11 protein-coding genes, 36 tRNA genes, 2 rRNA genes, 1 pseudogene and 1 riboswitch are annotated in these 18,868 nt (G+C 39.6%); of the genes and pseudogenes, 12 read left to right on the top strand and 38 right to left on the bottom strand.

Annotation, left to right across the window (positions count from 1 at the left end; genetic code table 11):
- Window positions 1–71: 71 nt before the first annotated feature.
- The 16 genes from ACFX4W_RS30645 to ACFX4W_RS30570 all read right to left on the bottom strand — a co-directional run bounded on the left by ACFX4W_RS30645 (window position 72) and on the right by ACFX4W_RS30570 (window position 1,582).
- Window positions 72–146 (bottom strand) — tRNA-Asn (locus ACFX4W_RS30645).
- Between the two features lie 3 nt (window positions 147–149).
- Window positions 150–226, bottom strand: a tRNA-Ile gene (locus ACFX4W_RS30640).
- A gap of 27 nt (window positions 227–253) precedes the next feature.
- A tRNA-Trp gene (locus tag ACFX4W_RS30635) sits at window positions 254–327 on the bottom strand.
- Between the two features lie 54 nt (window positions 328–381).
- Window positions 382–474: transfer RNA gene (locus ACFX4W_RS30630), tRNA-Ser, on the bottom strand.
- Between the two features lie 63 nt (window positions 475–537).
- Window positions 538–611 (bottom strand) — tRNA-Pro (locus tag ACFX4W_RS30625).
- Between the two features lie 4 nt (window positions 612–615).
- Window positions 616–692, bottom strand: a tRNA-Arg gene (locus ACFX4W_RS30620).
- A 9-nt stretch (window positions 693–701) separates the two neighbouring features.
- A tRNA-Leu gene (locus ACFX4W_RS30615) sits at window positions 702–790 on the bottom strand.
- A 12-nt stretch (window positions 791–802) separates the two neighbouring features.
- Window positions 803–876: transfer RNA gene (locus tag ACFX4W_RS30610), tRNA-Cys, on the bottom strand.
- An 8-nt stretch (window positions 877–884) separates the two neighbouring features.
- A tRNA-Gly gene (locus tag ACFX4W_RS30605) sits at window positions 885–959 on the bottom strand.
- A gap of 19 nt (window positions 960–978) precedes the next feature.
- Window positions 979–1,060: transfer RNA gene (locus ACFX4W_RS30600), tRNA-Leu, on the bottom strand.
- Window positions 1,061–1,073: 13 nt separating this feature from the next.
- Window positions 1,074–1,149, bottom strand: a tRNA-Lys gene (locus ACFX4W_RS30595).
- 4 nt (window positions 1,150–1,153) lie between these two features.
- Window positions 1,154–1,228 (bottom strand) — tRNA-Gln (locus ACFX4W_RS30590).
- Between the two features lie 7 nt (window positions 1,229–1,235).
- Window positions 1,236–1,319: transfer RNA gene (locus ACFX4W_RS30585), tRNA-Tyr, on the bottom strand.
- A gap of 8 nt (window positions 1,320–1,327) precedes the next feature.
- A tRNA-Thr gene (locus tag ACFX4W_RS30580) sits at window positions 1,328–1,403 on the bottom strand.
- 4 nt (window positions 1,404–1,407) lie between these two features.
- Window positions 1,408–1,483, bottom strand: a tRNA-Val gene (locus tag ACFX4W_RS30575).
- A gap of 24 nt (window positions 1,484–1,507) precedes the next feature.
- A tRNA-Glu gene (locus ACFX4W_RS30570) sits at window positions 1,508–1,582 on the bottom strand.
- A gap of 11 nt (window positions 1,583–1,593) precedes the next feature.
- Between ACFX4W_RS30570 and ACFX4W_RS30565 the strand changes: the two genes are divergently transcribed.
- The 3 genes from ACFX4W_RS30565 (at window position 1,594) to ACFX4W_RS30555 (ending at window position 1,858) form a co-directional block, all read left to right on the top strand.
- Window positions 1,594–1,668, top strand: a tRNA-Asn gene (locus ACFX4W_RS30565).
- Between the two features lies 1 nt (window position 1,669).
- Window positions 1,670–1,743: transfer RNA gene (locus ACFX4W_RS30560), tRNA-Met, on the top strand.
- Window positions 1,744–1,783: 40 nt separating this feature from the next.
- Window positions 1,784–1,858 (top strand) — tRNA-Asn (locus tag ACFX4W_RS30555).
- A gap of 135 nt (window positions 1,859–1,993) precedes the next feature.
- Here ACFX4W_RS30555 and ACFX4W_RS30550 read toward each other — a convergent pair.
- From ACFX4W_RS30550 to ACFX4W_RS30460, 19 genes are all read right to left on the bottom strand, one after another.
- A tRNA-Pro gene (locus tag ACFX4W_RS30550) sits at window positions 1,994–2,070 on the bottom strand.
- Between the two features lie 4 nt (window positions 2,071–2,074).
- Window positions 2,075–2,151 (bottom strand) — tRNA-Arg (locus ACFX4W_RS30545).
- A 9-nt stretch (window positions 2,152–2,160) separates the two neighbouring features.
- Window positions 2,161–2,249, bottom strand: a tRNA-Leu gene (locus tag ACFX4W_RS30540).
- A 14-nt stretch (window positions 2,250–2,263) separates the two neighbouring features.
- Window positions 2,264–2,337: transfer RNA gene (locus tag ACFX4W_RS30535), tRNA-Cys, on the bottom strand.
- A 32-nt stretch (window positions 2,338–2,369) separates the two neighbouring features.
- Window positions 2,370–2,444 (bottom strand) — tRNA-Gly (locus ACFX4W_RS30530).
- 23 nt (window positions 2,445–2,467) lie between these two features.
- Window positions 2,468–2,549 (bottom strand) — tRNA-Leu (locus ACFX4W_RS30525).
- Window positions 2,550–2,575: 26 nt separating this feature from the next.
- Window positions 2,576–2,649: transfer RNA gene (locus ACFX4W_RS30520), tRNA-Trp, on the bottom strand.
- A gap of 5 nt (window positions 2,650–2,654) precedes the next feature.
- Window positions 2,655–2,738: transfer RNA gene (locus ACFX4W_RS30515), tRNA-Tyr, on the bottom strand.
- An 8-nt stretch (window positions 2,739–2,746) separates the two neighbouring features.
- Window positions 2,747–2,820, bottom strand: a tRNA-Lys gene (locus ACFX4W_RS30510).
- Between the two features lie 8 nt (window positions 2,821–2,828).
- A tRNA-Thr gene (locus tag ACFX4W_RS30505) sits at window positions 2,829–2,904 on the bottom strand.
- A gap of 26 nt (window positions 2,905–2,930) precedes the next feature.
- Window positions 2,931–3,004: transfer RNA gene (locus tag ACFX4W_RS30500), tRNA-Gly, on the bottom strand.
- A 4-nt stretch (window positions 3,005–3,008) separates the two neighbouring features.
- A tRNA-Arg gene (locus tag ACFX4W_RS30495) sits at window positions 3,009–3,085 on the bottom strand.
- A gap of 9 nt (window positions 3,086–3,094) precedes the next feature.
- Window positions 3,095–3,183: transfer RNA gene (locus ACFX4W_RS30490), tRNA-Leu, on the bottom strand.
- A gap of 14 nt (window positions 3,184–3,197) precedes the next feature.
- A tRNA-Gly gene (locus ACFX4W_RS30485) sits at window positions 3,198–3,272 on the bottom strand.
- 9 nt (window positions 3,273–3,281) lie between these two features.
- Window positions 3,282–3,354 (bottom strand) — tRNA-Lys (locus tag ACFX4W_RS30480).
- A gap of 7 nt (window positions 3,355–3,361) precedes the next feature.
- Window positions 3,362–3,437 (bottom strand) — tRNA-Thr (locus ACFX4W_RS30475).
- 4 nt (window positions 3,438–3,441) lie between these two features.
- A tRNA-Val gene (locus ACFX4W_RS30470) sits at window positions 3,442–3,517 on the bottom strand.
- Window positions 3,518–3,526: 9 nt separating this feature from the next.
- A 5S ribosomal RNA gene (rrf, locus tag ACFX4W_RS30465) occupies window positions 3,527–3,642 on the bottom strand.
- A gap of 799 nt (window positions 3,643–4,441) precedes the next feature.
- On the bottom strand, window positions 4,442–5,065 hold the full coding sequence (locus ACFX4W_RS30460; protein ID WP_162213438.1) for a LysE family translocator: 624 nt from the start codon (window positions 5,063–5,065) through the stop codon (window positions 4,442–4,444).
- Between the two features lie 231 nt (window positions 5,066–5,296).
- On the opposite strand from ACFX4W_RS30460, the gene ACFX4W_RS30455 reads away from it, so the two are divergent.
- The 6 genes and pseudogenes from ACFX4W_RS30455 (at window position 5,297) to ACFX4W_RS30430 (ending at window position 10,961) form a co-directional block, all read left to right on the top strand.
- Window positions 5,297–6,004, top strand: coding sequence for a methyltransferase domain-containing protein (locus tag ACFX4W_RS30455; RefSeq protein ID WP_251569074.1), 708 nt, complete (start codon window positions 5,297–5,299; stop codon window positions 6,002–6,004).
- Between the two features lie 463 nt (window positions 6,005–6,467).
- Window positions 6,468–7,619, top strand: a complete 1,152-nt coding sequence (locus ACFX4W_RS30450) for an SLC13 family permease (protein WP_043979262.1) — start codon at window positions 6,468–6,470, stop codon at window positions 7,617–7,619.
- A 163-nt stretch (window positions 7,620–7,782) separates the two neighbouring features.
- Window positions 7,783–8,319: pseudogene (locus tag ACFX4W_RS30445) on the top strand (cysteine hydrolase family protein).
- A gap of 149 nt (window positions 8,320–8,468) precedes the next feature.
- Window positions 8,469–8,954, top strand: coding sequence for a dihydrofolate reductase (locus ACFX4W_RS30440; protein ID WP_165575350.1), 486 nt, complete (start codon window positions 8,469–8,471; stop codon window positions 8,952–8,954).
- Window positions 8,955–9,082: 128 nt separating this feature from the next.
- Window positions 9,083–9,161, top strand: a riboswitch (ZMP/ZTP riboswitch).
- Window positions 9,162–9,209: 48 nt separating this feature from the next.
- Window positions 9,210–10,376, top strand: a complete 1,167-nt coding sequence (locus ACFX4W_RS30435; RefSeq protein WP_377559206.1) for a phosphoribosylaminoimidazolecarboxamide formyltransferase — start codon at window positions 9,210–9,212, stop codon at window positions 10,374–10,376.
- A gap of 81 nt (window positions 10,377–10,457) precedes the next feature.
- Window positions 10,458–10,961, top strand: coding sequence for a GNAT family N-acetyltransferase (locus ACFX4W_RS30430; RefSeq protein WP_377559207.1), 504 nt, complete (start codon window positions 10,458–10,460; stop codon window positions 10,959–10,961).
- A gap of 227 nt (window positions 10,962–11,188) precedes the next feature.
- Here the strand turns inward: ACFX4W_RS30430 and ACFX4W_RS30425 are convergent, their stop codons facing one another.
- From ACFX4W_RS30425 to ACFX4W_RS30415, 3 genes are all read right to left on the bottom strand, one after another.
- A complete protein-coding gene (locus ACFX4W_RS30425) occupies window positions 11,189–11,680 on the bottom strand; it encodes a DinB family protein (RefSeq protein ID WP_237075241.1) in 492 nt (163 codons plus the stop codon).
- Window positions 11,681–12,011: 331 nt separating this feature from the next.
- Entirely contained in the window at window positions 12,012–12,563 is a 552-nt protein-coding gene (locus tag ACFX4W_RS30420) for an NADPH-dependent FMN reductase (RefSeq protein ID WP_377559208.1), read from the bottom strand.
- A gap of 24 nt (window positions 12,564–12,587) precedes the next feature.
- Window positions 12,588–13,154: an RBBP9/YdeN family alpha/beta hydrolase gene (locus ACFX4W_RS30415; protein ID WP_237075239.1), complete on the bottom strand. Its 567-nt coding sequence runs from the start codon at window positions 13,152–13,154 to the stop codon at window positions 12,588–12,590.
- A gap of 742 nt (window positions 13,155–13,896) precedes the next feature.
- Here ACFX4W_RS30415 and ltrA point away from each other — a divergent pair.
- From ltrA to ACFX4W_RS30400, 3 genes are all read left to right on the top strand, one after another.
- Window positions 13,897–15,546 (top strand): group II intron reverse transcriptase/maturase, encoded by a 1,650-nt coding sequence (gene ltrA / locus ACFX4W_RS30410; protein WP_377559498.1) that lies wholly within the window; start codon window positions 13,897–13,899, stop codon window positions 15,544–15,546.
- A 230-nt stretch (window positions 15,547–15,776) separates the two neighbouring features.
- Window positions 15,777–16,163 carry a VOC family protein gene (locus ACFX4W_RS30405; RefSeq protein ID WP_043979246.1) on the top strand — a complete coding sequence of 129 codons (387 nt, stop codon included), beginning with the start codon at window positions 15,777–15,779 and terminating at the stop codon, window positions 16,161–16,163.
- A 217-nt stretch (window positions 16,164–16,380) separates the two neighbouring features.
- A 23S ribosomal RNA gene (locus ACFX4W_RS30400) occupies window positions 16,381–18,768 on the top strand.
- The last annotated feature ends 100 nt before the right edge of the window (window positions 18,769–18,868 follow it).

Genomic DNA, 18,868 nt, shown 5'->3' with positions numbered 1-18,868 from the left:
CGTACGGGATTCGAACCCGTGTTACCGCCGTGAAAGGGCGGTGTCTTAACCGCTTGACCAACGGGCCAGTATGGCTCCACAGGTAGGACTCGAACCTACGACCGATCGGTTAACAGCCGATAGCTCTACCACTGAGCTACTGTGGAATATGGTGGGCCTAAGTGGACTCGAACCACCGACCTCACGCTTATCAGGCGTGCGCTCTAACCAGCTGAGCTATAGGCCCCTAATTAATACTCATATGTATCTAAATTGGCAGGGGCAGTAGGAATTGAACCCACACTGACGGTTTTGGAGACCGTAGTTCTACCTTTAAACTATGCCCCTATAAAAAGTGGCAGTCATGACGGGATTTGAATCCGCAATGATGATAAAAATAAATGGAGGAGGAAGAGGGATTCGAACCCCCGCGGGCTTTGACACCCCTGTCGGTTTTCAAGACCGATCCCTTCAGCCGGACTTGGGTATTCCTCCGATATTATAACTGATGAACCTTCTACTCTAAACAACTAAACTAAGGTCCTATGATACTTCTGATCGGGAAGACAGGATTCGAACCTGCGACCCCTTGGTCCCAAACCAAGTGCTCTACCAAGCTGAGCTACTTCCCGTTTATGGCGCGCCCGAGAGGAGTCGAACCCCTAACCTTTTGATCCGTAGTCAAACGCTCTATCCAATTGAGCTACGGGCGCTTATTAAAATGGTGCCGAGGGCCGGACTTGAACCGGCACGGTAGTCACCTACCGCAGGATTTTAAGTCCTGTGTGTCTGCCAATTCCACCACCCCGGCAGGACTTATACGTGGAGGCGGCAACCGGATTTGAACCGGTGATAAAGGTTTTGCAGACCTTGGCCTTACCACTTGGCTATGCCGCCAATATATATGGAGCGGAAGACGAGGTTCGAACTCGCGACCCCCACCTTGGCAAGGTGGTGTTCTACCACTGAACTACTTCCGCGCGTATATGAAAGTAAAGATGCGGGTGAAGGGACTTGAACCCCCACGTCATAAGACACTAGATCCTAAGTCTAGCGCGTCTGCCAATTCCGCCACACCCGCGTGTAAATATAACTGGTGAGCCATGAAGGACTCGAACCTTCGACCCTCTGATTAAAAGTCAGATGCTCTACCAACTGAGCTAATGGCTCTCTATGGCTGGGCTAGCTGGATTCGAACCAACGCATGACGGAATCAAAATCCGTTGCCTTACCGCTTGGCGATAGCCCAATAAAGATGGTGGAGGGGGGCAGATTCGAACTGCCGAACCCGAAGGAGCGGATTTACAGTCCGCCGCGTTTAGCCACTTCGCTACCCCTCCGATATAAATGGTGCCGGCAAGAGGACTTGAACCCCCAACCTACTGATTACAAGTCAGTTGCTCTACCAGTTGAGCTACACCGGCACGGTGGTGGAGGATGACGGGATCGAACCGCCGACCCCCTGCTTGTAAGGCAGGTGCTCTCCCAGCTGAGCTAATCCTCCACAGAATATGTAAATGAAAATCAATGGTGACCCGTACGGGATTCGAACCCGTGTTACCGCCGTGAAAGGGCGGTGTCTTAACCGCTTGACCAACGGGCCATTATAAAANTTCCACAGTAGCTCAGTGGTAGAGCTATCGGCTGTTAACCGATCGGTCGTAGGTTCGAGTCCTACCTGTGGAGCCATGGCGGTGTAGCTCAGCTGGCTAGAGCGTACGGTTCATACCCGTGAGGTCGGGGGTTCGATCCCCTCCGCCGCTATTTTCCAATTTACGTTTGTGGCATACATAATTCATATTGTTCCACAGTAGCTCAGTGGTAGAGCTATCGGCTGTTAACCGATCGGTCGTAGGTTCGAGTCCTACCTGTGGAGCCANTCGAACCCCCGCGGGCTTTGACACCCCTGTCGGTTTTCAAGACCGATCCCTTCAGCCGGACTTGGGTATTCCTCCGATGTTAGAATGATAAACCTTCTACTCTAAACAACTGAGCTAAGGTAATATTATACTTCTGGTCGGGAAGACAGGATTCGAACCTGCGACCCCTTGGTCCCAAACCAAGTGCTCTACCAAGCTGAGCTACTTCCCGTTTATGGCGCGCCCGAGAGGAGTCGAACCCCTAACCTTTTGATCCGTAGTCAAACGCTCTATCCAATTGAGCTACGGGCGCTTATTAAAATGGTGCCGAGGGCCGGACTTGAACCGGCACGGTAGTCACCTACCGCAGGATTTTAAGTCCTGTGTGTCTGCCAATTCCACCACCCCGGCAGCTTGTAAATAAATGGAGGCGGCAACCGGATTTGAACCGGTGATAAAGGTTTTGCAGACCTCTGCCTTACCACTTGGCTATGCCGCCATTTACTCAAGACTAAATAACTTTATTAAAATTGGAGCGGAAGACGAGGTTCGAACTCGCGACCCCCACCTTGGCAAGGTGGTGTTCTACCACTGAACTACTTCCGCACATATATGAAATTAATGAAAGATGCGGGTAAAGGGACTTGAACCCCCACGTCATAAGACACTAGATCCTAAGTCTAGCGCGTCTGCCAATTCCGCCACACCCGCGTGTAAATTAAAAAATAACTCCAAAATGGCAGGGGCAGTAGGAATCGAACCCACACTGACGGTTTTGGAGACCGTAGTTCTACCTTTAAACTATGCCCCTGTAAATGGTGGAGGGGGGCAGATTCGAACTGCCGAACCCGAAGGAGCGGATTTACAGTCCGCCGCGTTTAGCCACTTCGCTACCCCTCCACAATAACTGNAGCCATGAAGGACTCGAACCTTCGACCCTCTGATTAAAAGTCAGATGCTCTACCAACTGAGCTAATGGCTCGAAAAAAATGGTGCCGGCAAGAGGACTTGAACCCCCAACCTACTGATTACAAGTCAGTTGCTCTACCAATTGAGCTACACCGGCGTGCAATCTCTGACTTAAATAGTNTTTGGAGCGGGTGATGAGAATCGAACTCACGACATCAGCTTGGAAGGCTGAGGTTTTACCACTAAACTACACCCGCAATATGGCGCGCCCGAGAGGAGTCGAACCCCTAACCTTTTGATCCGTAGTCAAACGCTCTATCCAATTGAGCTACGGGCGCTTATTAAAATGGTGCCGAGGGCCGGACTTGAACCGGCACGGTAGTCACCTACCGCAGGATTTTAAGTCCTGTGTGTCTGCCAATTCCACCACCCCGGCAGGACTTATATATGTGGAGCGGAAGACGAGGTTCGAACTCGCGACCCCCACCTTGGCAAGGTGGTGTTCTACCACTGAACTACTTCCGCTTATTAAAATGAGCCATGAAGGACTCGAACCTTCGACCCTCTGATTAAAAGTCAGATGCTCTACCAACTGAGCTAATGGCTCGAAAAACTGGTGCCGGCAAGAGGACTTGAACCCCCAACCTACTGATTACAAGTCAGTTGCTCTACCAGTTGAGCTACACCGGCACGGTGGTGGAGGATGACGGGATCGAACCGCCGACCCCCTGCTTGTAAGGCAGGTGCTCTCCCAGCTGAGCTAATCCTCCGAAATATAAGCCTGGCAACGTCCTACTCTCACAGGGACAAAGTCCCAACTACCATTGGCGCTAAAGAGCTTAACTTCCGTGTTCGGTATGGGAACGGGTGTGACCTCTTCGCTATCGCCACCAGACATATTATATTATACACTATTTTATAAAGAAAGCAATACTTTTTTTCGAAAGATTTATTCTTTCAAAACTAGATAACAGTTCNTAGACTTCTGGTCATTTGAATCTGTAGATGCTACAGCGATCGCATTTTCGTAATATGCTGGATAGGTTAAGGTATTAGTNTCACCAAAAATGCCCTTTGTGTGGAAATCACATGGAAGCTGGAGAACGGCTTATTAATAAAATCCCCCTTAATCCCCACCGAAGATAATTTATACCAACGCTATCACATAGATTAAAAATTACTACTATATTATTTAATTGAAAATATAGTTAATTTATTTGCATTTGCTTTCTATTTCTAATGTATGTTATAACTAGTTATACCTTGTATCGATCGTCTTGTCTAAAACCCAGGCTTTTTTTAAAGCCTGGGTTTTCTATTGAACTAATAGTAGATAAATCATGGTTTTTTAATTATAAGATCATAAAAAAAGGACTCCTTCATAAGGAGTCCTTTTTGTTATCACTTTTAATTATGCTNTGTGTAAGCAGACTCTACAAAATGGAGAGAAAGTTACAGTGCGAAACCTAGAGGTTTCTACAGGTAAATTAGCTAAATTAGTACATGTACCATGTATTAAATAAGTTGTTCGGATAAAAAGAAGGCTTGAGCCGTATGACGGGAAATCTGTCACGTACGGTTCTTAGGGGGGCGGGTGCTCGTGAGAGTGCCTGCCTACCCGACGTAACGAGCTTTATACATCATATAGAGATTTAAAAAGAAATGTAATCTTCATATTAAGTAAGTAAAATAAATTATTTTTGACTAAAAGCAATTTTCAATCCGATAAGTGTAAAGATAGATCCTTGTATAAAATTTATCTTTTTAGATATTAAGTGATTTTTATGTAGGAGGTGACCTATCTTTCCTGCAAACAAGCTGATTAAAGTAAAAATAATTAATGTTTGAATTAAGAATACGACTCCGTAGATGAGCATTTGTAGAGTAATGTTTCCAGATGAATAATTAATGAACTGTGGTAAAAATGCAAGAAAAAATAAAGAGACTTTTGGGTTCAAGATATTCATTAGGATGCCTTTTTTATATAAAGATTTATACTCTGAATAACTTTTATTTTCAATGCTAAAACTAGAATCTTTTTCTCTAAATGCCTTATAAGCTAGGAATAATAAGTAAGCAGCTCCTACATATTTGAAAATAGCAAAACCTAAAGCAGATTGATAGATAATTGCTGAAATGCCTAAAGTTGCAGCAGTTATATGAACAATTAAACCTGTGCAAAGTCCTAAAGCAGTTGATACTCCTGCATTTTTACCATTTGATATACTTTGAGCTAAGATAAATAAATTGTCTGGACCAGGCATCAGAGTAAGTAGTACTGCTACACCTAAAAAAGAAATTATTGATAGTACGTCCATAATTAGTTCTCCTTACTAAAATATTTTATAAGATTATAACACAAAATATGGAATATAATGTATTTTTTTATAAAATTTCAACCTTTATTGCTGATAATTGTAGTCTGTACCTCAGGAATGATAATTTATATATGAATTACAGTTGAAAATAAGAGTAGTAAAGGATAAAATTGTAATTGTTAGATTTTTCTAACTCCAAGTTTTAATTGAGTAGAGGAGAGATGAGTTTAGATGAGTAAAGCAGAGTTTTATGAGCAAGTTGGAGTAGCCATGACGTGTAGGTCTTATGGAGAGTATGAAAAGATGTTTTTGTTAGAAGATTCTTTTCTTAAAAAAGGAAAAATCTTAGATGTTGCAGCTGGAGGTTCTTCATTTGTAGCAGAAGCTAATAACAAAGGCTATGATGCTGTTGCTGTAGACCCTCTTTATAATTTAACCGTACAGCAAATGAGCTTACATGGACAGAAAGAAATGAAAGAAGCTTCCGAGAAACTGGCTAAAAACAGTTCATTCTTATCTTGGGATTCTTATAAGAATTTGGAGGAACACGATAAGATAAGAGAAGATTCTTTTAAACTCTTTTTAAATCACTATAACAAAAATTCTGTAGAAAAACGTTTTATTGCTGGCACTTTACCTCATTTACCTTTTGATGATGAGACATTCTCGCTTGTGTTATGTAATCATTTCTTATTTCTTTATCAAGAACAGTTTGATCTTGAGTTTCATTTACAGGCCATTCGAGAAATGATTCGAGTAACTAAAAAAGGCGGTATAATTAGAATTTATCCGTTAGTAGGGTTTAAGAATGAACGATACCCTTATTTAGATGAATTAGTAGAAACTTTAAATGATGAAAATATAATAGTTAAAACGATAGATACAACATTTCGTTTTGTTCCTGCAGCGACAGAACTTTTAACTATAAATAAATTATAACTATACAAAACAAGTCTTTCTCTAATGGAGAGAGACTTGTTTTTTTGAAGATTGCCGATAATCCGTTTTATGGTAACTAGAAAGATAGTTAAGAACCCTTAGGAGGGTGCCTCATTATGGTTTTAATCTATGATCATAAATATTAGACTTAACTAACTTCTACTTCCATATAACGGATTCCACAAAACGTGTAATATGTAACGCGATAATTTTAAATTGATTTTTGTGTCACACTGTTCCACTGGTGTTCATCCAGTTTGGCATAGTAACTTTACACCGTAAATTTGTCAATTGGTGTAAATTACCCCTGCCCATCAAGTCGAGACAAATCATTACCCCCATAACGGAAAAATGCCATTTTTGTGTAATTTAATGGAATTGATGGTGTTTTTTAAGTGCATTGAGATTTCAAATGCAAGAAACAGGGGTGTGTAGTAGAATAGATAATACTGGAGGGGGATTGATGAAAGAATATATTTATGTAGAAAACGAAAAAAAAATGAAATTGAAATGTGGATTTTTTAAAAAAGACATCGTATTTACCATATCACTCTTGTTAGCAATCTTAAGCTGTTTATTCCATGCACCAAAGCTAGAATATATAAATTTTAAAGTATTAGTCAGTTTATTTAATCTTATGCTCGTAGTTAAGGCTCTGGAAGAGCTTAAACTATTGGATAAGTTCGCCATTGCTATACTAAGTAAATGTCATAATAGTAAAAGTGTTTCAGCAATCCTAATTTTATTATGCTTTTTTAGTTCCATGCTTGTAACGAATGATGTTGCATTAATAACATTTGTACCATTAACACTTATAATTAGTAAGATTATACAAACTTCTATGTTAGATACTGTTATATTAGAGACAATTGCGGCTAACATTGGAAGCAGTCTAACTCCAATGGGAAATCCTCAAAATCTTTTCATATTTACTAACTACGGAATAAGGCCTATACAATTTTTCACAACAATCCTTCTATTAGTGGTTCTTGGAATTATTCTGTTATTCTTTCTTAATCAAAGATTGAATAGTAAAACATTGGAAATGGAACTTCCGTATATTCCTATAAATAATAAAAAAAAAGCAACAGTATGGGGAATACTATTTGGCATCATATCTGTATCCATACTAGGGGTTTTAAGCTATAAACTTGCGTTTATCATCGTATTGGGAACCGCATGTATACTTGACATAAAATTATTGAAGAAAATTGATTATTTATTGCTTATTACTTTTATATGCTTTTTTATATTTATAGGAAACATATCGGAATTAAAGGTAGTACAGACATTTGCCAACGAAAATCTCAAAAGTCCCACATCTATCTTTTTCAGTTCCATAATTTTAAGCCAACTGATAAGCAATGTACCAGCTGCGATCTTTTTATCAAAATTCTCCGTGAATTGGCAGCCTTTATTAGTAGGTGTGAATTTAGGTGGACTTGGCACGATTGTGGCTTCCCTCGCAAGTGTAATTTCATTTAAACTTTTTATTAAGAGAGATCCACAAAAAAGTAAAATGTACCTTATAAGGTTTAGCTTTTATAACTTTTCGATTTTAGCTCTTTTAACTCTTGTTTATTATTTTACGATGAAAAATCAACATTTCTTTTAATACAAAGTAATTGGTTTAAACAACTTTGGGGTTCTACCAATATAAAAAAACCAATTTCTCAAATTTTAATACTGAGAAATTGGTTTTTTATTATGAGATTTTAATTTGATATAATAGTATTTTTAATTTTTTTCCACATAACTCAATAGGGGGATACAACGAAATGAGTAAAAAAACGGCTTTGTTGCTTATAGATGTCCAAAACATCATGTTTTCTTATGAAGGTGGATCTTTATGGAATGAACAGCAAGTGCTTCAAAATATTACTTATCTAAGGGAAAAAGCTCACCAATCTAATGTACCAATTATCTATATCCAGCATACAGACCCTAGTTATAATAGTATGCTTAGTGAAGGAAAAGTCACATGGGAAATCCATCGTGATGTTAGCCCCTTACCAACAGACATAGTTATTCAAAAATCTTCTTGAGACGCATTTTATCAAACAACTCTACATAAAAAACTTCAGGAACTTGAAATTGGAAGATTAGTCATTGCAGGGATGCAAACTGAATTTTGTTTAGATACTACTTGTAGAAGAGCATATAGCTTAGGTTATAAAGAGAATATCTTAGTAAAAGATGCTCATAGCACATTTGATACGGCTGTGCTTTCAGCTTCAAAAATAGTAGAACATCATAATAATATTCTAGGCGGCAGATTCGTTACATTAAAAGAAGTAAAGAAAATTATATTTTAATCTAATAAATAACTTTTCAAAGGAAAAAACAGCCTTTCAAAGGCTGTTTTTTGTTCCTGGAACGCACATTATGGTAACTAATTTCGTATAGGATATACATCTAGTCCTCCTTTATTTGTTAAAATTAAAGAAAAGGGGGGAGGGACCATATGATCATATCTGCAATGGTTGCTGTAGGAAAAGAAAATGTAATTGGGAAGGATAATGATATTCCCTGGAGACTCCCAAATGATTGGAAATATCTAAGAAAAGTTACTATGGGGCATTCAATTATTTTAGGTAGGAAGAATTATGAATCCATCGGAAAACCTCTGGAGGGACGTAAAAATATTATAATGACCACAAATGAAAATTATAAAGCTCCAGGTTGTTATATAGCTCATTCAGTTGAACAAGCTCTTTCCATGTGCGAAGGGGAAGAAGTATTTATCCTTGGAGGAGAGGAAATTTATCGACAATTCCAACCCTACACTCATAAATTGTACATAACTAAAATCAATCATTATTTCAAAGGTGATCGCTTCTTTCCAGAGTTTGATTTTTCTCTATGGAAAGAGTTATCGGTTGAAAAAGGTATTGAAGATGAAAGAAATCATTATGAACATTACTTTCATGTATATGAAAAAATCAACTAATTAAGTTAAGATACCAATAAATACCTTTTATGTAAATTAGATTAGTATATAATATATAATTTAAAAAGAAAAATTTAGATAAAAGTATTGTTAAAATTACTTTTATTATGTAAAATTTACCTATAAAACAGACTATGTGTTACTGGCGTAAACATGGAGGACCATGAGGAAGCACATAGATAACGGCCGTACGCCTGGGCAAAGTATTTGAACATGAGTTCAAATACTTTTTTTATTTAGAAAGGAGATTTTTAAATGAAAGAGATTGGTTTACGGTACGGAATGAATCCAAATCAAGGTAAAGCTAAAGTTTACAATGCAGAAAACACACCTATTAAAATCTTAAACGGAGAAGCTAGTTATATTAACTTTCTAGATGCATTAAATGCTTTTCAATTGGTTCGAGAGCTTCGGCAAGCCACTAGTCAACCTGCAGCAGCATCTTTTAAACATGTAAGTCCAGCAGGTGCAGCTGTGTACTCTCCACTAAATAAGACACTTACTGAATCCTATTTTGTTGAAGGCTTAGACCTGTCTCCTTTAGCGATCGCTTATGCAAGAGCGCGTGGAACAGATAGGATGTCTTCGTTTGGAGATTGTGCTGCTTTTAGTGATGTAGTAGATATAACTGTAGCTAATCTCCTCAAAACAGAGGTTTCTGATATGATTGTTGCACCAAGCTACACTCAAGAAGCATTAGAGATTTTGAAACAGAAAAAGAAAGGAAAATATCTAATTTTAGAGATTGACCCAAACTATGTGCCTGATCCAATTGAAAAAAGAACGGTATTTGGAATTACTCTAGAACAAGAAAGAAATGATGTACAGATTGGGCAGGAAGTTTTTAATCATATTGTTACGACTCAACATGATATTCCTCATAATGCAAAGAGAGACCTACTTGTTGCTCTTATTACATTGAAATATACACAATCCAACTCTATTTGCTTCGCTTTAGATTGCCAAACGATTGGAATTGGTGCTGGACAACAGTCCCGTATTCATTGTACAAGGTTGGCAGCTGAAAAAGCTGATAAATGGTGGTTAAGACAACATCCAAGGGCCCTTAACATGAAGTTCAGAGAAGGCATTTCTCGTGTAGAAGTGAATAATGCAATTGATGGATGGTTGAATGATGATATTACTGAGGTAGAAAACGAACAATGGAAAAGGTGTTTTGAAGAGGTCCCTGCTAGGCTAAGTAAGAGTGAAAAACAAGAATGGCTAAAAAGATTAAAAGACGTTTCTTATGCATCCGATGCTTTTTTACCGTTCCGTGATAATATAGATCGTGCAGCTCAAAGTGGCGTTAAGTATGTGGTTCAAACAGGGAATTCTTTACGAGATGAACAAGTTACACAGGCAGCAAATGAATATGGAATGATTATGGCTCATTCAGGTATTCGTGTGTTTCATCATTAAAGCTATAAATAGATTGTTAAAAATCCATTTAAATTAATTCATTATTTATATCTAACTTAATAATAAAGGGGAATAAACTTCATGTTAAATGTACGTATAGCAACCGTAGAAGATGCTGATGCAATTGTTGCAATAAAGCAAGAAATTGTTATAACGAACGATTTTCTTCTTCGATTACCTGAAGAAGTACAAGAAACAGCAGAAGAATATCAAAAAAAGATACAAATAAGACAAGAAAATGGTGGTTTAACATTAATTGTAGAATTTAATAATCAAGTTGTTGGATTTCTTTCTTTTCACAGGCCTTCCTATATGCGTTTGCATCATACTGGATCGTTTGGCATTTGCGTGAAGCAAGAGTTCTCAAACAAGGGAGTTGGAACAACGTTACTCTCTTATTTAATAGAATGGTCAAAAGAACAAAAAGGGTTGGAAAAAATAAATTTAGATGTATTTTCAAACAATAAAAGAGCTATTCATTTGTATAAAAAGTTAGGATTTAAAGAAGAAGGAAAGCAAATAAATCAAATTAGGCTTAAAGATGGCTCCTACGCTGATATTATTTTCATGGCATTATCTATATAAATCTTTGTCCTAGAAAAAGAGATCAGTATTACTGATCTCTTTTTACATTCTATTTTTTATACCTTGAGAATTAGTAATTGGACAGAAAAATTTTATTTTTAAGACTTTGTTAAATAGTATCATTGTTTTTTAGATGTGAACTACGGGAACGTTCGATTTGAATGTATCCGTTCCTATTCTATTAAAGCCCCCTATAAAGGAATAATTGTAAAGCTAACGAAGGTTTTTTAAAAGCTGCGTTTCCCTGCCCAAGCTCCTTGCATTTTACTTAGGAATACAATTTGCCCAATATGATATGCATCGTGCAATGCTAAACTCTTCAGTTCAAGCACTAATGATCTTTCTCCAGGGATCTGTCTATACAAATCTTCATGTTCTGATTTTGCTAGTATTTTTTCAAGCTCACGGTGAACATAAAAGTATTCTTGCTTTGTTTCCTTCCAATTTTGAAACGTCTCAGTTGGTAATCGAAATGTAGATTCATTATCTTCTGCCTGTGGTTCATTCGCTGTTTCACCAAGAAATCGCATGAGAAGTCTCTTTTCATAGAAAAGTAAATGACAAACTAATTCCCAAATGGAATTCATTCCCCCATCAACTGGTTTCCAAATAGCCTGTTCAAAAGTAATATCCTTTAGCACCTTTTCAAGTGGTGGAAACCAGTCTTCTTTATCTAAGCAGCTTGCCCATTGTTGTAACAAAAGTGTCTTTACATCCATTTTCTATTCCCTCCATTTCTGCATCCTTCAATCGCTTTATAAGTCACTATTACTATCTTACTTGGACCTAAAAAGGTAAAATCCTTCTAAAAAAGCCACTCTTTTAGAGTGAATTAAATGATTAGAATATTATTAATGTCTCCTTTCAAGATTAACCTTAGGTTCACCAAACCACTTTATAATGGCGAAAAAGCCTTTAAGATAATATACTCTTAAAGGCTTTTTTGTGCGATAACGCTGATTATGTAAATTCACTTCTAATAAAAAAGAAGCCGTTGTGGATATAGACAAAGGCTTCTCATATTCATAGACACAATGAGAAATACTCTAGCTAGTTAAACTTGATAGATGAAATGAGAGAATTCAATACCGATTTTAACTGTTCACTCGTTGTAGAATCTAAGATTTCGATTTTATTATTGATTTTGGTTCCTACAGCACCAATTTGTAAAGTACTTTCTTTTGGGATTTTCGCTTCAATCATCTCTAAGGTAAGCATAATGGATTCGTGAGCTTTATCTCCACCTGAACTACGTGAAGAAGCACTAATAACAGCTACTGGTTTATTCACAAATTCTCCCGAAGATACAATCCAATCGAGAGCATTTTTTAGGACCCCTGGGACTCCCCTAGCATATTCTGGTGTACATATTATTACACCATCAGCTAATTTCAGTTGGTTACGTAAGTCCTTAACAGGATCAGGAGGACTATCAGTATCTATTTCAGGATTGAAATGAGGAAGGTGTTCCAATCCTTCATAAAATTGAAAATCAGTATTTTCAGGTCTTAGATTGGAAACAGCATACAAAACATTTGTGTTAGAAGAATTTTTACGCAAACTGCCTGAAATAGCGAGTATCTTTATTCCGTTTTTATCCATGCTATCATCCTGCTTCCTCATTATTTATACGGTTTTCATCATATTATTTAAAATATCATAAACCAATTGGAAAGTAATGAAACCATCATCTTCTAGAAAATGACCACCCTTTTCAACAGGATAAAAAGATGCATCCAATTGTTTGGATAAATTTTGGCTTAACTGAAAAGGAACAATATAGTCGTCTTTTGCAGCAATAACAGCACGTGAATTAGTTGCAGAAATTATTTTTTGATAATCCACTTTTTTAACTGTAAAGGGATCTAGTGAAGGTAAAGATGATAATCGCTCAGAAAAGCCAGAAACAAGAATAAAGCCTCCAAAGCCTGGTAACGGATCTAACTGTTCTAGATAGTTCAATAGTGTAATAGATCCTAAGCTATGTGCTACAAAATAGGTGTTGTTATCTAAACTCTTTATTTTAGTAGCCAATGTTTTCAACCATTCTTCTTTCTTGGGGTCAGACGAATTTGGCATATGAAGAACCGAAACTTGATGATCATCTGCTATTAATTTTTCTTTTAACCACGGAAACCAATGATTAGATGGTGAGGCTCCGTATCCATGGATAATATATACTTGTTTTCCCATTGCTACTCCCCTTCTCTTTTTATAGATGTAAAAACAGTATATTACTAATCCAAACCTATATGGTAGGAAAAGCACTTGAATGAGCAGTTAAAAAGATCTTTTAAACGAAGATTTTTTTCAGTGCCGATAAGCTGTTTTATGGTGCGACAAGAAGTCGCTTTCTTACAGTGTAGCTAACGCTACTTATCTAGACGCAAAGATGATCTCCATCCGAAACGGCATTCTTGGTAACGAGTCTGTCGGTTGCATGAGGAAATGTGGAAACAGAGGACAAATGCATGGTCCAGAATACTGCTAGGAGAAAATAGGCACGGCAAACGAAAGTGAAGGTTTGTAAGCTTCGTCAAGGTTAGCTCAAGATAATGCACAGCTTTGCTTGGGTCTTGGCAAGAGGAACAGTAGATTCATAAAGCTACTCTGATGCGTCCCGCATCTTGCCCGGAGTAAAGAACCTGCCTTCCCCTATTGCATCTGTAGAAAGTGAAACTTGGTAAGCCCTATGTCATCTGCATAAGCAGTAGGATGACTGTAAAGTCAAACAATGTGACAGAGGGTATGGGATATGAGAAAAAGCGAAAGCCGTTACCCTGAAAAGGAACAGGAAAGCAGAATGATTGTATAACTGGACGGATACTGTCGGTTTTACAGACAATGACAGGCTCGAAAGAGCGCCCACTTCTCATGGGTCTTCAACACGAAAATAAATTTGTGGCTATCTTCTAACGAAAAGGAGCGTGCTGTTATGAATACCTCTCTACGAGCGTCGGCGCACGTCTCGCATAAAGATTGGTACTCTATTGATTGGAGTATTATACAAAAATATGTAGCGAAGTTACGACAAAGAATTTATCGTGCCGAACAACAAAATCAACAAAGAAAAGTAAGGAAACTTCAACGTTTACTCCTTCGGAGTAAAGCAAATTTACTGCTTTCTATTCGCAGAGTAACACAACAGAATAACGGTAAGCGAACACCTGGTGTAGATGGCTATACGGCCTCAAAACCAAATGAACGTATCAAACTTTATCAACAACTAGTTCAATGCAATGTCTTTCGTCATCGTCCAAAGCCAGCAAAACGAACGTTTATTCCGAAGAAAAACGGAAAGCTAAGACCTTTGGGTATTCCTACGATGCGAGACCGAGTCTATCAAAACGTAGTAAAAAACGCACTTGAACCCCAATGGGAGGTCAAATTTGAACCTACTTCCTACGGTTTTCGTCCCAAACGAAGTACACATGATGCAATAAGTAATCTGTTTAAGAAGCTTAACACCAATAGCAAGAAAAAGTGGGTATTCGAAGGAGATTTTTTAGGATGTTTCGACCATCTTAATCATAAGTGGATAGTGGAACAAACATCTATGTTTCCGGGAAACATTCTCATTAAAAGGTGGCTTAAAATGGGATACATAGAGCAGGATATGCTTCATACGACAACAGAAGGAACCCCTCAAGGGGGGATCGTGTCTCCACTTCTAGCTAATATCGCTTTATGCGGTATGGAAGAAGAGATTGGTATTGTTTATAAAAAGACATACAAACCAAACGGAGGATATAAAATCGACCCCAAATGTAAGATAGGACGTGTTCTCTACGCAGATGACTTCGTCATCGTAACGGAAACGAAGGAAAGCGCGGAAAGCATGTATCGAAACCTCGCTCCTTACTTACAAAAACGAGGAATTACACTTAGTATGGATAAAACTAGGGTTACACATATTGAGGACGGGTTTGATTTTCTTGGCTTCTCGCTGCGTCAATATAATACGGGACAAGGAAAGAAATTATTTATCAAACCTAGCAGAGAAAGCATTAAAAAGGCTAAAAACAAGATAAAGGATACGTTCTCTGTGATGAGAGGACGACCAGTAAAAGAAATAATACGTGTTTTAAACCCGATTATTCGTGGCTACGGACAGTATTGGGAACATGTCGTATCCAAAAAGACTTACAGCTACATGGACAATTATATTTTCCTAAAAGTGAGAAAGCATTTGAAACAATTGCATCCAAAGAAGTCGAGAAAATGGATTAGCCAGCGTTATTTTAAGAAGCCCCACCACGGTGGGAATAATAAATGGATTCTCACATGTCCAGTTACTAACATTCAATTGTTAAAGATGTCCTGGATTAAGATAGAACGGCATGTCATGGTAGCCTATAAAAACAGCCCAGATGATCCAAGTCTAAGAGAGTATTGGGAAAAAAGAGACCGTAAGGTCTTTAATAGCGAAAATACTTTAGATAGGATGAAACTCGCAAGAAAACAAGGATATCGTTGTGCGTTGTGTAAACAAACTCTACAAAATGGAGAAAAAGTTACAGTACGAAACCTAGAGGTTTCTACAGGTGAATTTGCTAAACTAGTACATGTACCGTGTATTAGATAAGTTGTTCGGATAAAAAGAAGGCTTGAGCCGTATGACGGGAAATCTGTCACGTACGGTTCTTAGGGGGGCGGGTGCTCGTGAGAGTGCCTGCCTACCCGACGTAACTACAATTGTATATCCTATACACTAATTTCGATTAGAATAATTAAAAATGAGCAGGGTACACGGATGGGAAAATACAAAGGTCTTTTGGTAAATAAAGAGAATTATACTATGAGGAGGGGATTAAATTGAAGCTGCTACAAATCAGACTATTAGTTAATGATTTTAAAAAGAGTGCTGAATTCTATAAAGATTTATTAGGAATTCCAATAAGTTGGTATGAGGAAGAAATGGAGTATGCACTTTTCAATAATGGAGAAACAAAAATTGAACTTTTATCTCAAAAGGCCATGACAGAGGTGATTGGAAAGGAAAATAAGCTTTTACATGGTGAAGTTCAATCAAACTTTTTACTTCAATTTGAAGTAGAAGATGTTGATAAGACCTATAATTATTTAAGAGAAAATGAGATTGAATTTGTTACTGAACCACACGATCGTAAAGAATGGGGATCACGTATTGCACATTTTCGGGATCCAGATAAGAATCTTATTGAAATATATAAAATGCTGTAATTAATTAAAAAATTTTTAATACTTATTATGGCTCTGTTTTGATTTATTCAAACAGAGTTATTTGTGCTACTACCGAGCAGCTGTATTATGGTCACTAGAAATGATGACATATACAGATTAAAAGTAAAGAAACTACCTAATGCTTAGGTAGCCTCTTCTATCCTTGTTGTAATTGATTTTTAAGTTGTTGTACAATAGTAGAATTTGCTGGAGCAGCTGGTTGGTAATAANGTGTGCCTACAAGTAGTCAGAGCCCGTTAACGGGTGATGGCGTGCCTTTTGTAGAATGAACCGGCGAGTTACGATCCCGTGCAAGGTTAAGCAGAAGATGCGGAGCCGCAGCGAAAGCGAGTCTGAATAGGGCGCATGAGTACGTGGTCGTAGACCCGAAACCAGGTGATCTACCCATGTCCAGGGTGAAGTTCAGGTAACACTGAATGGAGGCCCGAACCCACGCACGTTGAAAAGTGCGGGGATGAGGTGTGGGTAGCGGAGAAATTCCAATCGAACCTGGAGATAGCTGGTTCTCTCCGAAATAGCTTTAGGGCTAGCCTCATGTTGTAAGAGTCTTGGAGGTAGAGCACTGATTGGACTAGGGGCCCCCAACGGGTTACCGAATTCAGTCAAACTCCGAATGCCAAAGACTTATCCATGGGAGTCAGACTGCGAGTGATAAGATCCGTAGTCAAAAGGGAAACAGCCCAGACCACCAGCTAATGTCCCCAAGTATACGTTAAGTGGAAAAGGATGTGGAGTTGCTTAGACAACCAGGATGTTGGCTTAGAAGCAGCCACCATTTAAAGAGTGCGTAATAGCTCACTGGTCGAGTGACTCTGCGCCGAAAATGTACCGGGGCTAAACGTATCACCGAAGCTGTGGATTGACATCTTTGATGTCAGTGGTAGGAGAGCGTTCTAAGTGCAGCGAAGTCAGACCGTAAGGACTGGTGGAGCGCTTAGAAGTGAGAATGCCGGTATGAGTAGCGAAAGACAAGTGAGAAGCTTGTCCACCGAATGCCTAAGGTTTCCTGAGGAAGGCTCGTCCGCTCAGGGTTAGTCGGGACCTAAGCCGAGGCCGAAAGGCGTAGGCGATGGACAACAGGTTGATATTCCTGTACCACCTCCTCACCATTTGAGCAATGGGGGGACGCAGGAGGATAGGGTAAGCGCGGTATTGGATATCCGCGTCCAAGCAGTTAGGCTGGGAAATAGGCAAATCCGTTTCCCGTGAAGGCTGAGCTGTGATGGCGAGCGAAATTTAGTAGCGAAGTTCCTGATTCCACACTGCCAAGAAAAGCCTCTAGCGAGGTGAGAGGTGCCCGTACCGCAAACCGACACAGGTAGGCGAGGAGAGAATCCTAAGGTGATCGAGAGAACTCTCGTTAAGGAACTCGGCAAAATGACCCCGTAACTTCGGGAGAAGGGGTGCTTCTTAGGGTGTTAAAGCCCCGAGAAGCCGCAGTGAATAGGCCCAGGCGACTGTTTAGCAAAAACACAGGTCTCTGCGAAGCCGTAAGGCGAAGTATAGGGGCTGACGCCTGCCCGGTGCTGGAAGGTTAAGAGGAGCGCTTAGCGTAAGCGAAGGTGCGAATTGAAGCCCCAGTAAACGGCGGCCGTAACTATAACGGTCCTAAGGTAGCGAAATTCCTTGTCGGGTAAGTTCCGACCCGCACGAAAGGCGTAACGATCTGGGCACTGTCTCAACGAGAGACTCGGTGAAATTATAGTACCTGTGAAGATGCAGGTTACCCGCGACAGGACGGAAAGACCCCGTGGAGCTTTACTGCAGCCTGATATTGAATGTTGGTACAGCTTGTACAGGATAGGTAGGAGCCTTGGAAACCGGAGCGCTAGCTTCGGTGGAGGCATCGGTGGGATACTACCCTGGCTGTATTGACCTTCTAACCCGCTGCCCTTATCGGGCAGGGAGACAGTGTCAGGTGGGCAGTTTGACTGGGGCGGTCGCCTCCTAAAATGTAACGGAGGCGCCCAAAGGTTCCCTCAGAATGGTTGGAAATCATTCGTAGAGTGTAAAGGCACAAGGGAGCTTGACTGCGAGACCTACAAGTCGAGCAGGGACGAAAGTCGGGCTTAGTGATCCGGTGGTTCCGCATGGAAGGGCCATCGCTCAACGGATAAAAGCTACCCCGGGGATAACAGGCTTATCTCCCCCAAGAGTCCACATCGACGGGGAGGTTTGGCACCTCGATGTCGGCTCATCGCATCCTGGGGCTGTAGTCGGTCCCAAGGGTTGGGCTGTTCGCCCATTAAAGCGGTACGCGAGCTGGGTTCAGAACGTCGTGAGACAGTTCGGTCCCTATCCGTCGTGGGCGTAGGAAATTTGAGAGGAGCTGTCCTTAGTACGAGAGGACCGGGATGGACACACCGCTGGTGTACCAGTTGTCTTGCCAAAGGCATCGCTGGGTAGCTATGTGTGGACGGGATAAGTGCTGAAAGCATCTAAGCATGAAGCCCCCCTCAAGATGAGATTTCCCATAGCGCAAGCTAGTAAGATCCCTGAAAGATGATCAGGTTGATAGGTCAGAGGTGGAAGCGTGGCGACATGTGTAGCTGACTGATACTAATCGATCGAGGACTTAACCAAACTTTAAAAGCGTAAGCTTTACTCAGTAAACTGTTACCTAGTTTTGAGAGAACAAAACTTTTTAAAAAAGTCTTGCTTTCTTTATCAAATCATGTATAATA

The organism is Priestia sp. YIM B13489, assembly GCF_042787645.1.
Taxonomy (GTDB): domain Bacteria; phylum Bacillota; class Bacilli; order Bacillales; family Bacillaceae_H; genus Priestia; species Priestia megaterium.
The sequence above is the reverse complement of the archived record's forward strand: the minus strand, read 5'-3'. Positions and strand labels throughout refer to the sequence as shown.